Annotated in this window: 10 protein-coding genes; 6 read left to right on the top strand and 4 right to left on the bottom strand. The window is 56.7% G+C overall.

The window, feature by feature from the left end; all coding sequences use genetic code 11:
• A complete protein-coding gene (locus M0G74_RS06250; RefSeq protein WP_160153622.1) occupies positions 1-1,335 on the bottom strand; it encodes a glutamine synthetase family protein in 1,335 nt (444 codons plus the stop codon).
• A 310-nt stretch (positions 1,336-1,645) separates the two neighbouring features.
• Here M0G74_RS06250 and M0G74_RS06245 point away from each other — a divergent pair, with 310 nt between their 5' ends.
• From M0G74_RS06245 to cysB, 5 genes are all read left to right on the top strand, one after another.
• Positions 1,646-2,953: an FAD-binding oxidoreductase gene (locus tag M0G74_RS06245; protein WP_248215668.1), complete on the top strand. Its 1,308-nt coding sequence runs from the start codon at positions 1,646-1,648 to the stop codon at positions 2,951-2,953.
• A 185-nt stretch (positions 2,954-3,138) separates the two neighbouring features.
• Complete coding sequence (locus M0G74_RS06240) at positions 3,139-5,523, top strand: TonB-dependent receptor (RefSeq protein WP_248215667.1); 2,385 nt, start codon at positions 3,139-3,141, stop codon at positions 5,521-5,523.
• Between the two features lie 114 nt (positions 5,524-5,637).
• Complete coding sequence (locus tag M0G74_RS06235) at positions 5,638-6,318, top strand: TetR/AcrR family transcriptional regulator (protein ID WP_160153625.1); 681 nt, start codon at positions 5,638-5,640, stop codon at positions 6,316-6,318.
• 9 nt (positions 6,319-6,327) lie between these two features.
• Complete coding sequence (locus M0G74_RS06230) at positions 6,328-7,257, top strand: 5'-nucleotidase (protein ID WP_248215666.1); 930 nt, start codon at positions 6,328-6,330, stop codon at positions 7,255-7,257.
• 262 nt (positions 7,258-7,519) lie between these two features.
• Positions 7,520-8,494 (top strand): HTH-type transcriptional regulator CysB, encoded by a 975-nt coding sequence (cysB, locus tag M0G74_RS06225; protein WP_160153627.1) that lies wholly within the window; start codon positions 7,520-7,522, stop codon positions 8,492-8,494.
• Between the two features lie 120 nt (positions 8,495-8,614).
• Here the strand turns inward: cysB and M0G74_RS06220 are convergent, their stop codons facing one another.
• The 3 genes from M0G74_RS06220 to M0G74_RS06210 form a co-directional block, all read right to left on the bottom strand.
• Positions 8,615-8,887 carry a hypothetical protein gene (locus tag M0G74_RS06220; protein ID WP_160153628.1) on the bottom strand — a complete coding sequence of 91 codons (273 nt, stop codon included), beginning with the start codon at positions 8,885-8,887 and terminating at the stop codon, positions 8,615-8,617.
• 205 nt (positions 8,888-9,092) lie between these two features.
• Entirely contained in the window at positions 9,093-10,427 is a 1,335-nt protein-coding gene (gene pabB, locus M0G74_RS06215; RefSeq protein ID WP_248215665.1) for an aminodeoxychorismate synthase component I, read from the bottom strand.
• 110 nt (positions 10,428-10,537) lie between these two features.
• Entirely contained in the window at positions 10,538-11,404 is an 867-nt protein-coding gene (locus tag M0G74_RS06210) for a pyruvate, water dikinase regulatory protein (protein ID WP_248215664.1), read from the bottom strand.
• Between the two features lie 302 nt (positions 11,405-11,706).
• Between M0G74_RS06210 and ppsA the strand changes: the two genes are divergently transcribed.
• Positions 11,707-14,070: a phosphoenolpyruvate synthase gene (gene ppsA, locus M0G74_RS06205; protein ID WP_248215663.1), complete on the top strand. Its 2,364-nt coding sequence runs from the start codon at positions 11,707-11,709 to the stop codon at positions 14,068-14,070.
• Positions 14,071-14,375 lie beyond the last annotated feature (305 nt).

The following is a 14,375-nucleotide window of genomic DNA, read 5'->3' as shown; positions in this document are numbered from 1 at the left end:
TCAGACGTTCAGCAACAGGTATTCACGCTCCCAGGAGCTGATTACCCGGTTGAACTCTTCGTACTCGTCGCGCTTGATGGCAGCCCAGGCGCGCACAAAGGTGTCGCCAAACATTTCCACCGCTTCCGGACACTCCGCCAGCAGGCTCAGTGCGTGCTCCTGGGTGCGGGGCAGGGTAATCGGTTCTCGTGAGCAGTCGCCCTCGTAGGGCTTGCTTGGTTTGACCTTGTTCATCATGCCGAGATAACCGCAGGCGAGAGAGGTTGCAATCGCCAGATAGGGGTTGCAGTCGGCCCCGGGGAAGCGGTTTTCCAGTCGTTTGGCCTGGGGTGAGCTGTCGGGTACGCGCAATCCGGTGGTGCGGTTGTCATAACCCCAGTGCAAACTGGTAGGCGCGGCCATCTCTGGTGTGAACCGGCGGTAAGAGTTTACGTTCGGCGCAAAGAAGGTAATGAAACCCGGGGTGAATTTCTGCATGCCGCCAATAAAGTGCATGAAGATATCGTTCTCCACGCCGTCTTCATCGACAAAAATATTTTTGCCGGTTTTAACGTCGATCACACTCTGGTGCAGGTGCAGGGCGCTGCCGGGTTCATCTTCCATGGGTTTGGCCATGAAAGTGGCGTAGATACCGTGGCGTAACGCGGTTTCACGCACAGTACGCTTGAAGGTAAATACCTGGTCTGCCAGTTTCAGGGGGTCACCGTGCAGGAAATTGATTTCCATCTGCGCGGTGCCGGATTCGTGAATCAGGGTGTCCACGTCCAGGCCCTGGGCTTCACAGAAATCGTACATATCCTCGATGATGGCCTCATACTCGTTAGCGGCATCAATGCTGTAGGACTGTCGGGTTTTTTCTGTACGGCCTGAGCGTCCCACGGGCGCCGAGAGCTTTTCGTCCGGGTCCAGGTTGCGTTTGATCAGGTAGAACTCAACCTCCGGTGCGACCACTGGTTGCCAGCCTTGTTCTGCGTATTTTTCGAGAACAAACTTGAGAATATTCCGTGTGCTGATGGGGTGGGGCTTGCCATCCCGGGTGTAGCAATCGTGAATAATCTGCGCGGTAGGCTCATTGGCCCAGGGGTTCAGGCGGATGGAGTCCGGATCAGGTACCAGCAGCATGTCGGTATCTGCCGGGTCTACCAGCTCATTGTGTTCGTCGACGTAGTCACCGGTAACCGTCTGCACCAGAATGCTTTCAGGCAGGCGGCTGTCTTCGGTGAGGAATTTATCGGTGGGGGTAAATTTGCCCCGCGCATTTCCGGACATATCCGGTACCAGGCACTCGACCTCGGAAATGGAGTGTTCTGCGAGCCACTGGGTAATCTTGTCCATGGTACACCTTGTTAATAGAAGGCCTTTTCCCCGGATGGGGTTCATTAGTATATATCCCGCTCTCATCCCGCAAATAGTGGGATCGAGAGGCCGTCGTCATCGGATCGGAGCAACTTTTTTGTTGTAGATCGCACGGCGGACTTTGATTATGGCAAGAAACCGAATTATCATTCAAGAAATATTGAATAATGCTTCGGTTTTTTCTTGCGTGGGGTTCGTCGAGGGCCCGAGTGCGAGTAGCGGTGGGTCGCTCAATAACAGATGGGCTCACCGTAAAACCGTAGACCAACCCTTTTTCGGAGAGTTATCCATGTCTGCCAGCGGAACCGTGACCAAACTGCTCGGCCACACCGATTCCTATTATGCTTCCAGCGCCAATGAGGCGCCCTCATTTGGTGCGCTTGACCAGACGGTTGAAGCGGATGTGTGTGTTATTGGTGCGGGTTATACCGGGCTCTCTTCAGCGCTGCATCTCGCTGAGCGCGGCTTCAAGGTGGTGGTGCTCGAAGCTGAACGTGTCGGCTGGGGCGCTTCCGGGCGTAACGGTGGCCACGTTGGGGTAGGGCAGCGCAAAGGCCAGGAAGACCTGGAGGCCATGTTGGGCCTGGAAACCGCGCGGCAGCTATGGGATATGGGGCTGGAGGCCGTGCAGACTGTCGAGGAGCTGATTCACAAGCACCAGATTCAGTGTGACCTGAAACGGGGCATCATGCACCTGGCAGCTAAGCCCAGTCACGATGCCTGGCTGAAAGAAGAAGTCGATGTACTGAACCAGCGCTACGGTTACGAGCAGATGCGCTATGCCGACAAAGACGAGGTGCGCTCACTGGTGGGGTCGGAGCGTTTCTATGGTGGCCAGATTGATAGCGGCTCACTGCACCTGCATCCGCTCAACTTTGCCCTTGGGTTGGCGGCCGCAGCGGCAAAGGCCGGGGTTCAGTTTTATGAGCACAGTCGCGTCACCAGTTACCACGGTGGCAGCCCCTGTGTGGTCAACACTGCTACAGGCCAAGTGAAGGCCAAAAATGTCGTACTGGCCTGCAATGGCTACCTGGGGAACCTGGAACCCCGGATGGCCGGGCGCATCATGCCGATCAATAACTTCGTGCTGGCGACTGAGCCTTTGCCAGAAGAATTGGCACGGGAATTGATTGCGAACGACTACGCGCTACAAGACACGCTGTTTGTGATCAATTATTGGAAGCTGTCCGGTGATAACCGGCTGGTTTTCGGCGGGGGTGAGAATTACACCTCCCGTTTCCCTCAGGATATTCGCGCCTTTGTGCGCAAGTACATGCTGGAAATCTACCCGCAATTGGCCAGTACCCGCATCGACTACGGTTGGGGCGGCACCCTGGCGATCACCCTCAATCGCATGCCCAGTATCGGCCGGCTGGAACCCAATGTGTATTACAGCCAGGGCTACTCGGGGCACGGTGTCCCTACGGCCACTTTTGCCGGGAAAATCATCTCTGAAGTGATTGCGGGCACAGAGGAAAGATTTGATGTATTGTCGCGCATTCCGACGCCCAGCTTCCCAGGTGGAACGCTGCTGCGTTGGCCCGGGCTGGTAGCGGGAATGCTCTATTACAGCTTGAAGGATAAGCTGGGCCGGTAACTTCAGTGGTTTCTCTAAAACCTGCTGAGCGTGCGTCTGGAGGCACTCGTTCAATTTTTAGCTAAACCATAATTGAATAATTGTTCGGTTTGTGGGATAACAAACCGGTCACTTCAATTGCCGGGTCCGTCCTGAGTGGTATGAATAGGCAGACACCCGATAAAAATAACCCACGGGGAGTAACGATGACGCTATCTGATCAGCCGATTTTGGCCAGAAAACACCTGCTGGCCTCTGCTGTCAGCGCCGTAGTTGGTGCAGCAGTATTTACCTTCAGCGGTGTTGCCGCCGCTGCGCCAGAAATTGAGGAAGTTACCGTAACTGCGCAGATGCGTGCAGAGTCACTGAAAGACGTTCCGATGTCTGTGAGTGCCTTTACCGGTGACACCATCAAAAATTCCAACATGAGTGACTTCAAGGACCTGTTCGCGATGACACCGGGTATTTCCGGTGAAACCACAGATTCTTATTTCGACTCTGTATCTGTCCGCGGTGTGAACAACAACAGTTTTGGCTCCGGCAGTGATCCCGCGTTGGGGGTATTCCTCGACGGCGTTTACCAGAGCCGCACCGGTGCGACACCGAGCATGTTTGACCTCGAGCGGGTGGAAGTGGTCAAGGGCCCGCAGGGCACTCTGTTCGGCCGCAACACGGCATCCGGCGCTATTTCCATGACTTCCCGTAAGCCGGGTGAAACCTTCGGTGGCGAAATCTCCGTAAGCGCGGGCCAGTACGGACGTGCGGATTTTGAGGGCGCCGTAGACATGCCGGTCAGCGAGGATTTTGCTGTCCGTATCGCTGGGATGCACCAGGAGCAGGAAGGTCATGTGAAAAACCTCGCCGGTGGCCGCAAGCTCGGCGCAAGTGAAGCGGACGCGATGCGCTTCACCGGGGTCTTCACCGGATTTGAAAATACCACCGTAACCCTGCTTGCCCAATACGAAGATCGTGTGAGCGATGGCACCATCTACCGCGCTCTCGGTACTGATGGCGATTACGATGAGGTTTACAACGATCAGCAGGGTGCTGACCAGTCGGAAATCGGTGACGCGGTACTGACCGTCGAACACGATTTCGACAGCACCACCTTCACCTCCATTACCGGTTACAAGACCCACAATTACACCTACGTCGAAGACTTCGATGGCACCGAGCTGCCGATCGATACCTTCGTGCGCGACCAGTCCGGTGACTTCTTCAGTCAGGAGTTCCGCCTGACCTCGAATAATTCAGGCCCCTTCAACTGGGTGCTGGGTGCCAGCTATTACCAGGAAGACCTGGACGCTTACTTCGCCGGTGTGGACGCGGAAGACTTTATCTGTGCCGGTGCCATGGAAGTGGATTACGAGCTGGATGTGGATTCTTCGGCAACCTGTGCCGATTTGGCTCTGGCGTATCCTGACGAAATGGACGATGCCTTCTGGACCGGTGGCGATCCCTGGGAATACGCGCCGACTGCCGGTATGGCAATCCCCGGCAATGTCATGATCGGTGACGGCATGTCCGTTGAAGAGTCCTTCACTCGCGGTGAGTACTCTGGCTGGGGTGTTTTCGCCAACACCACCTTTGATTTGAGCGACGCCACTAGCCTCGGCCTGGGCATTCGCTATACCGAAGACCAGAAGAAATACACCGTAGACTCCCCCTGGCCCGATACCTGGACTGGCGGCTGGAATTACCAGGCCATGTTTACCGATGGCCCGATCACCGGTGATAACACCTGGAGCAATGTTTCCGGTCGCGCGACTCTGAATCACGATTTCTCTGAGTCCGTCACCGCATACGCCAGTGTGGCGACCGGCTACAAGTCCGGCGGTTTCGACTACCTGACCTATCGAGTAACCGATCCGGCATTTGCCGAAGATGAAGACACCTGGCTGGAAGACTACGAGTGGACCGTCGACAGTTCTACCGCGGAGCCCAATAACTTCAATGAAGAGCAGGTGCTCTCCTACGAGTTGGGTGTAAAAGCCCGCCTGCTGGGCAACCGACTGGCACTGAACGCGGCGGCCTTCCAGTACACCTATGAGGACCTGCAGCAGGCGTTCTTTATTGGCGCTGCGGCAGTAACCCGCAACGTGGGTGAGAGCGAAGGTCAGGGCCTGGAAGTGGATGCGCGCTGGCTGATCACCGACAACCTGGACCTGTACATGGGCCTTGCCTGGCTGAATACCGAATTCAGTGGTGCACCGGAAGAGCTGTGTGACGCCTGCGATGGCAACAAAATGGCATTTTCTCCGGAGTTTTCCTCCGCGACTGTGCTGACGTACACCAAAGACATCGGCGTCGGTTCTATGGCGCTGACCGGCGAGTACACCTACACCGGTGAGCAGTTCTCCGACCTGGAAAACACCGACGAAGTGAAACTGGACAGCCGCGGGGTTGTTAACCTACGTGCGTCTCTGACTTCTCCGGCAGAAACCTGGACCGCCGGCGTTTACGTCGAGAACCTGACTGGCGAGGAGTTCTATCACTGGGGTTACGCGGCGGCAGACTATAACCTGCCAGCTACCCAGACAGACCCGTCCCGTGGCCGTGTTGCGGGGGTTAGCCTGGATTACCGCTTCTAACGAGTCTCTTTCATCTCACAGGATGAGCAAAAAAACCGGCGAACTCCGCCGGTTTTTTTGTTAATGGGTCGACAATTTGTGATAAAAAGGCCCTTCAGTTGAAAGGATCAAGCAGTGTCGACAGCAGAACAGAAACGCCGTAAAAATCAGTTGTCACCCCGGCGGGAGCCGGTACAGGCCCGAGCCCGTGAACGGGCCCGGCAGATACTCGATACCACCGGTCGCCTGCTGGAGCAGGTGGGGCTCAACGACCTCACCACTATCCTCATCGCCAAAGAACTGGGTGTATCTGTCGGTTCGGTTTACCACTACTTTCCCAACAAGCACGCGATTCTCTATGCCATGGGCGAGCAGTGGCTGGCCAGCTTGACCGAGCGCCTGGACGAGCTGGCGGCGGCCGACCTGGAAAATCTCAGCCTCAAGGCATTCCTGGATGATTTGGTCTCGCGCTGGGTATCGGTATACCGGGAACAGCGTGGTTTATTGCCGCTGGTGCAGGCCATGTGGGGTATTCCCGAACTCCACGAACTGGATGAGCGCCACGATGAAATGGTGATCAATCATCTGGTGGATATGTTCCGTCGCCTCGGTTTCACCTGTCCTCCGAACGAAACCAACCGGCTTGCCAGGGCTACCCTGGAAACCTGCCACGCCATGATGCTGGTCATCGTGAATCAGCAGGGCGTGCGCTCCGAGCGCACCAGAGAAGATTTGCTGAATATGTTGCTGGTGTTACTTGAGTCCCACCGCAATGATGAAAAGCCCTCCGGGCTGGATGATGTGGAGGCGCCTTGAGGGCGTTGCATGACCATGAGTGAGGCCACTCAAGCGCAGGCAAAACCTACGAATAAGCTCATTATCGCCATTTCCTCGCGGGCCCTGTTCGATTTGCGTGAAAGCCACCAGATCTACGAAGAGCAGGGTGTTGAGGCATTTTCAGCCTACCAGATAGAGCGAGAGAATGACGTCTTGCCCAAGGGGGAAGCCTTTTCCCTGGTGGAGAAATTTCTTCAGATCAACAGCCGACTGGACGGCGAGCCCAGGGTGGAGGTCATCCTCCTGTCGCGCAACAGTGCGGATACCGGGCTGCGTGTTTTCAATTCCATCGAGCATTACGGGCTGAATATCAGCCGCGCTGCCTTCTGTAACGGCGGTAGCCCTTACCGCTATATCGCGCCTTTCGGCTGCCACCTGTTCCTGTCCACCGATGGCAGCGATGTGCGGCGGGCGCTAGAGCAGGGGATTGCTGCGGCGACCCTGATCCCCGGAGGTGCCCGCCAACGCGGCGATGACACCCTGCGATTTGCTTTTGATGGCGATGCAGTGATCTTTTCTGATGAAGCAGAACAGATCTTCAAGCGGGATGGCCTGGCCGCCTTCACGACCGCCGAGCGCGCCTCGGCGCGCCTGCCGTTGCAGGGCGGGCCTTTCAAGGGCTTCCTCGAGGCGCTGCAGCAATTGCAGTCGGAGTTTCGGCCGGAGCAATGCCCGATCAGAACGGCTCTGGTCACCGCCCGTTCGGCCCCTGCACACGAGCGGGTGATACGGACTCTGCGCGCCTGGAATATCCGTATTGACGAATCCATCTTCCTGGGCGGACTGCCAAAGGGGGAGTTTCTGGGCGCATTTGGTGCCGATGTCTTCTTTGACGATCAGCCCAATCACTGTGCGTCTGCGGCCGCGCATGTCGCCACCGGCCATGTTCCCCACGGCGTTGCCAATCTGGAAGAGTGAGACTCGGGTAATTTCTGGCAGGATTGAGAACTATTTTCTGCAATCCATACAGGTTGGCGCGCTTCTCTCCCCGAAAAGTCACTTTTCGTAACCAATTCCTCGCTTTTGAAATGCTGGTGCAGACCCTTATTGGCTCACCAGTCGTTTCGCTGCTATGCTTTTCCCGAATAATGTCACCAAGTTTTTATAACCAACTGCTGGCGCAAAAATGAGCATTGTTGCGTATTAACAGGCCATTGCCAGTTTTCGACAGGGAGAGGCTATGAAGCTGCAGCAGCTGCGCTATATCTGGGAAGTGGCTCACCACGACCTCAATGTATCTGCCACGGCACAAAGTCTGTTCACCTCGCAGCCGGGAATCAGCAAGCAGATCCGGTTGCTTGAGGACGAACTGGGTGTGGAAATTTTTGCGCGCAGTGGCAAGCACCTGACGCGAGTGACGCCAGCGGGTGAGGCCATTTTAAAGACCGCCGGCGAAATCATGCGCAAGGTGGAAAACATCAAGCAGGTGGCGCAGGAGTTCAGCAATGACAAGCGCGGTAGCCTTGCCATTGCCACCACGCATACCCAGGCACGCTACGCGTTACCCACGGTCATCAAGAGCTTTATCGCACGCTATCCGGAAGTGTCCCTGCATATGCATCAGGGGACGCCGATGCAGATCTCTGAGATGGCTGCAGACGGGACGGCAGACTTCGCAATTGCCACCGAAGCCCTGGAGTTGTTCAGTGACCTGGTGATGATGCCGGTGTACCGCTGGAACCGCTGTATTCTCGTGCCTCGCGGCCACGAACTGTGTCAGCTTTCCAAGCTCACGCTGGAGGAGGTCGCCAAGTATCCCATCGTCACTTATGTGTTTGGCTTTACCGGCCGCTCCAAGTTGGACGAAGCGTTTCTGGAAAAAGGATTGTCTCCCAAGGTGGTCTTCACCGCAGCGGATGCGGATGTGATCAAAACCTATGTGCGTCTGGGGTTGGGTATCGGTATTGTCGCAGATATGGCCGCCGTGGAAGATGAAGACAGTGACCTGGTGGCACTGGATGCCAGTGAGCTGTTCGAGTCCAGCGTGACCAAAATCGGGTTCCGCAAAGGGATCTTCCTGCGTGGATTTATGTACGAGTTTATCCAGCAGTTTGCACCGCACCTGACCCGTGAACTGGTGGAGCAGGCTGCGCAGGCCTCGTCACGGGCGGAGGTGGACGAGCTCTTCTCGCATATCGAACTGCCAGTGTACTGAGTCACTTGCCTGAATCCGTGGTTGCAAAAAGCTCGAAACAAAAAGTAAACAATTAAACTAGAAAGCCCGGCAGTTTCAGCCGGGCTTTATGTTTTGGGGTTTACCGAGATGCGCGACGGCTTACCGGTTCAGTACTTCTTTCACGAATTTGAAGTACACCGTATAGACCTCGGGTTCTTTGCCTTCTTCTTCCACAACGAAGAAAGGGGCTCGTTGTACATTGAGGCGCTGCGCCAATTGCATGCCGGCACTCTCCGGATCTCGCTCATCGGCGATGAGCACCTCATCCAGAAATTTTTCCTGATCGTTTTCCTGGAGTTTCTGCTGTACATCGTTGCACTTGGCGCAGAGTGCGCCGTCGGCGAGTATTTTTTTGACCAGGGTAATGCGCATGAAACACGGCCTTATGATTCGCGGCCCGGCATTCGTTACCGGGTAGGAGTGTCTGTCGTTGAGACAATATAGGTTGGCGCGGAATCTAGCAGAGTTGGAAAACCCTTGGAAATACCCAAGGGCGATAGATTTATAACCGGAGCAACTGGCTGCACCAGGCTCATGGGAGGAGGGCGCTGCGGAAGAGGCAGACCGCTGCAAATGGTCAGGAAAACTGCTTTTCCAGGGTTTCCAGGAGTAAACGCACCTTGTGCAGGCACTCGCGGTGTTCGGCTTCCGGGTCGGAGTCGGCCACGATACCGCCACCGGCTGCGCAATGGATGCTGCCATTACTGGCGGTCAGGGTCCGGATCGCGATATTACTATCGGCACGACCACAGCTGCTGATGTAACCAATACTCCCGCAATAAACACCCCTTGGACTCAGCTCCAGCTCGCGTATCACCTCCATGGCCCGTCTTTTGGGGGCACCGGTAATCGAGCCGCCCGGAAAGGTGGCTGCCAGTACGTCAGCAAAACCAAAGTCTTCCGGTATCTGGCCGGTAATGGTGCTCACCAGATGGTGCACATTGGCAAAGCTTTGCAGTTCAAACAACGTCGGAACTCGCACAGTGCCGCGACGGCACACTTTGCCAAAATCGTTGCGCAGCAGGTCCACGATCATCAGGTTTTCGGCGCGGTCTTTACGGCTCGCGGTCAATGCTTGCGCAAGTGCCGTGTCACGCGCCGGATCCTTGCTGCGCGGTGCCGTACCCTTAATCGGCTCCGTCTGCAAAAAGGTGCCGTCCGCGAGAATGAAACGCTCCGGAGACAGGCTTAAAATTTGCCCTTCGGGCAGAGACAGGAATGCGGAAAAGGGCCCTGCAGCCACTTCTCTCAGTGCCAGATAGGCGGAGAGCGGGTTGCCTTCAAAACTGGCGCTAAAGCGCTGGGTAAAGTTGGCCTGGTAAATGTCGCCCGCTTGTATGTATTCGAGAATACGGCGAATTTTCTGCTGGTAGCTTTCCGCCTCAAACTCATGCCGAAATGGAGATCGTAACTGGAAGGCCTCACTACAGCGCGGTGGCTGGCGCCAGTCCAGCGCGCGGAAGCGGGCTTCCAGGTCGCGCTTTTGAATGTCTGTACACGCGGGGTGAAAGACCAGGTGGCTCGCCTGCAGCTGGTGGTCAACGATCAGTGCCCAGGTGTAGAGCCCGAACCGGCCGGCGGGTAGCGGTGTACGGCGTGTGTCTGGGGGAAGGTAGTTGCCGCTGCTGCCCAGTTCGTATCCCGCGTAGCCAATGGCGCCACCGCAAAAGGGCAATTGCTGGTCCACTTCCTGGGGAGCCAGTTCACACAGGAGGTCGTCCAGTGCCTCGAAAGGGGCCGGGTCATCCGCGGAAAGCGTAAGGTTATTGATGGGGTCGGCGCTCAGAATGTCAAAGCGACCACCGCGGGCACTGGGCTGCCCGGAATCCAGCCAAACCGGACAGGGAAGGTCTGCCAGTGCGGCAAAGGCTACACCGGTATTGGTGGAATAGGGCAGGGAGATAATGTGCAAAACGTCAACCAAACTTCCGGCGGGATCCCCGCTCAGGTTTCTTTCGGGCCCCAGGGCTGAAAAGTGCGCCTTTTGGGCGGCGCTACTTTAACCGATTTCTTCCGTTAAATTTAGCTGATTTTGCGTTCTATCCCGGCCTGGGACATCAGGCGGGTGGCCAACTCCTCAACAGAGAGTTCAGTGGCGTCGAGGTAGGGCACTTGTGCCCGCCGCAACATCTGCTCTACCTGGCGCACTTCAAACTCGCATTGCTCCGGAGAGGCGTAACGGCTATTGGCGCGACGTTCCTGTCGAATGCTCATCAGACGTCGCGGGTCGATGGTCAGGCCGAACAGTTTGTGCTGGAACGGGCGAAGTATTTTCGGCAGCGAGGTCGAATCCATGTCCTCTTCGGTAATGGGGTAGTTGGCTGCGCGGAGACCGAATTGCAGGGCCAGATACAAACAGGTGGGGGTCTTACCCGAGCGCGAGACGCCCACCAGAATTACATCGGCACTTTCAAACTCCCGGGTGCGCCGACCGTCGTCGTTATCCATGGCGAAGTGCACTGCGTCGATACGCGCGCTATAGCGGCTGTCGTTGGCGATCCCATGAGAAAGTCCCACCGCCCGCGTGGGGTCCTTGCCAAACAAATTGGCCAACGGCGCCAGGTAGCTTTCGAAAACATCCAGCATCAGGGCCGAGCTCTGGTGTAACTGCTTTCGGATCTGTTCGGAGACGATGGTAGTAATAATGATGGGTTGTAAACCGGACTCGCTAGCGGCCTGCTCAATACGCTGTAACGCCTGATTGACGCGCGCCTCGGAGTCCACATAGGGAAGCGTCACTTGTTCAACCGGCTGATCCCGGAACTGTGCCAGCAGGCTGTGACCGATGCCCTCCACGGTAAGGCCGGTGCCGTCGGAAATAAAAAAAGCGGTGCGTTTTTTATGCGGAGTCGCCTGACCCGGTGGGTTGTTGCCGCCTTGCTCATTCATGATGTTACTTCCTTGCGTATTTACTCTTGCTTATTCACTAAGGGGCTCGCCACGCATGCGGTACGACCTGGCGCAATGGTATATCAGCAGCCGTGTTTTTTCCCAGACGGAATGCTGGCCACAGGCGCTAGTTTCTGCAGTATATTCTGAGTAACAGCGTGGGCGCCGAAGTAAGTTTCACAGATTTTTGTAGGAGAATTACAACAAAAATAGCGCATTTTTAGCGGAGTTTGCGGGGTATTATTTACAAAACCCATCCTTATAATCTGCCGCCAGAAACAGCAGTTGCAGAGGGCAATCCATTGACCACTTACACACTCGATTTCGCGAAGCTGGGCATGGCGGACGTTGACAAAGTCGGCGGTAAAAACGCATCGCTCGGGGAGATGATCTCGTCGCTTTCCGGCGCAGGAGTCAGCGTGCCGGGTGGTTTTGCCACCACCGCAGACGCTTTCCGCGAGTTTTTGGCCAGTGCCCAGCTGGACACCCGAATCGCCGAGCGACTCCAGGGTCTGGACGTGGAAGATGTCACTGCGCTGGCGGCGGCAGGCGAAGAGATCCGCCAGTGGCTGCTGGATACTCCATTCCCCGCGCAGTTGGAAAAAGAGATCCGCGCGGGTTACCAGGCCCTGGGTGGCGGTGAGACCGCCGTTGCTGTTCGCTCCTCTGCCACTGCAGAGGACCTGCCGGACGCTTCCTTCGCTGGCCAGCAGGAGACCTTCCTGAACATCCGCGGTATCGACGCGGTTCTTGAAGCGGTCAAAGAAGTCTTTGCCTCACTCTACAACGATCGCGCCATTGCCTACCGTGTGCACACCGGCTACGCGGATGTGGGCGTGGCCCTGTCTGCCGGTATTCAGCACATGGTGCGCAGTGAGACCGGCGCGTCCGGGGTGATGTTTACCCTGGATACCGAGAGTGGATTCCGCGATGTCATCTTCATCACCGCGGCCTATGGCCTGGGCGAGACGGTGGTTCAGGGCGCGGTAAACCCGGACGAGTTCTACCTCTACAAGCCGGCCCTGGAAGCGGGTCGCCCCGCCATTCTACGTCGCAACCGTGGCAGCAAAGCGATCAAGATGATCTACGACGAGAGCGGCGAATGTGGGCGCTCGGTCAAAACCGTACCGGTACCGGAGCAGGATCGCCTGCGCTTTGCCCTGAGCGACCAAGAGCTGACCGACCTGGCGATCCAGGCCCGTCGTATCGAAGAGCACTACCAGCGTCCCATGGACATTGAATGGGCCAAAGACGGTGACAGCGGCAAGCTGTTTATCGTTCAGGCGCGTCCAGAAACCGTCCGCTCCCGCGATACCGGTACCAGTATCGAGCGCTACAAGCTCCATGAGCGCAGCGACATCCTGTGTGAGGGCCGCGCCATCGGCCAGCGCATCGGCGCCGGCCCGGTACGGGTGCTGGAGTCGGTGGAAGATATGGCCAAGATGCAGGACGGGGAAGTACTGGTCACCGATATGACCGACCCGGACTGGGAGCCGGTGCTCAAGAAGGCCAGTGCCATTGTTACCAACCGCGGTGGGCGGACCTGTCACGCGGCCATTATCGCCCGCGAACTGGGTATTCCCGCGGTGGTTGGCTGTGGTGACGCCACCGAGAAGCTGGCCACCGGAACCCCGGTGACCGTGAGCTGTGCGGAAGGGGACACCGGTTTTGTGATGGCCGGCCAGCTGGATTTCGAGCGCTCTCTCACGGAAGTGAGCGATATGCCGGATCTGCCGTTCAAAATCATGCTCAACGTGGGCAACCCGGATCGTGCGTTTGCCTTCAGCAACCTGCCCAACCAGGGCGTTGGCCTGGCGCGCCTGGAGTTTATTCTCAACCGCATGATCGGTATTCACCCCAAGGCGCTGCTGGAGCTGGATCGCCTGCCGGTAGACCTGCAGAAGAATATCCGCGATCGCATCGGCGGTTACGCCAGCCCGGAAGACTTCATCGTCGAAAAGCTGGTGGAAGGCATTGCCACCCTGGCGGCGGCCTTCGCGCCCAACCGCACGATTGTGCGCTTGTCGGACTTCAAGTCCAACGAATACGCACACCTGGTGGGCGGTCAGATGTACGAGCCCAGTGAAGAAAACCCCATGCTGGGCTTCCGTGGTGCCGCGCGCTATCGCTCCAAGGATTTCCGTCAGTGTTTCGCGCTGGAGTGTAAAGCACTGAAGAAAGTGCGCGACGAAATGGGGCTCACCAATGTCGAGATCATGGTGCCCTTTGTGCGTACGCCGGACGAGGCTCGTCAGGTCATCGAACTGCTGGAAGAGAACGGTCTCAAGCGCGGTGAGAACGGCCTCAAGGTCATCATGATGTGTGAACTGCCGTCCAATGCGTTGCTGGCGGATGAGTTCCTGCAGTACTTCGATGGCTTCTCGATCGGTTCCAACGACCTGACTCAGCTGACCCTGGGGCTGGACCGGGATTCCGGGCTGGTTGCGGAGTTGTTTGACGAGCGCGATCCGGCGGTGAAAATCCTGCTGTCGCAGGCCATTCGCGCCTGTAAAAAGGCCGGCAAATATGTGGGCATCTGTGGCCAGGGCCCGTCTGACCATAAGGACTTTGCCCAGTGGCTGATGGAAGAGGGGATCGATAGCGTGTCTCTTAACCCGGATACCGCAGTGGATACCTGGTTATATCTCGCCAACCAGAAAGTCTGAGGTCAAAAATGCCGGTTAATTGATGCCGGCACGGCTTGACTCTTAAAAAAGCGACCATTTTGGTCGCTTTTTTTATGGGCATAGCAGAAATATTTTTCTACTTTACAGGCACTTTCGATGAACTCATGGTGCCTGGATTGCGGTTCACAACCTTGTGGTTCAACGGGTCAAACCTTAAGGCGATTGCCAATTTCCATAAAAGCGGGCAGACCCCATTGAAATCAATCTAAGCACCTAACCCCCAATCAATAGAATCGAAACAGTCCCTGTCTTTGTGTCCTGCGCTTTTCGGCCATCAGGATGAC

This window comes from Microbulbifer sp. CAU 1566 (genome assembly GCF_023156515.1).
Taxonomy (GTDB): Bacteria; Pseudomonadota; Gammaproteobacteria; order Pseudomonadales; family Cellvibrionaceae; genus Microbulbifer.
Note: the sequence above shows the minus strand (reverse complement) of the source record. Positions and strands in the feature narration are given on the sequence as shown.

Excerpts from the sequence above, each read along its gene's own strand:
- M0G74_RS06250 (WP_160153622.1), bottom strand. The coding sequence starts at position 1,335 with ATGGACAAGATTACCCAGTGGCTCGCAGAACACTCCATTTCCGAGGTC.
- M0G74_RS06245 (WP_248215668.1), top strand. The coding sequence starts at position 1,646 with ATGTCTGCCAGCGGAACCGTGACCAAACTGCTCGGCCACACCGATTCC.
- M0G74_RS06240 (WP_248215667.1), top strand. The coding sequence starts at position 3,139 with ATGACGCTATCTGATCAGCCGATTTTGGCCAGAAAACACCTGCTGGCC.
- M0G74_RS06230 (WP_248215666.1), top strand. The coding sequence starts at position 6,328 with ATGACCATGAGTGAGGCCACTCAAGCGCAGGCAAAACCTACGAATAAG.
- cysB (WP_160153627.1), top strand. The coding sequence starts at position 7,520 with ATGAAGCTGCAGCAGCTGCGCTATATCTGGGAAGTGGCTCACCACGAC.
- M0G74_RS06220 (WP_160153628.1), bottom strand. The coding sequence starts at position 8,887 with ATGCGCATTACCCTGGTCAAAAAAATACTCGCCGACGGCGCACTCTGC.
- M0G74_RS06210 (WP_248215664.1), bottom strand. The coding sequence starts at position 11,404 with ATGAATGAGCAAGGCGGCAACAACCCACCGGGTCAGGCGACTCCGCAT.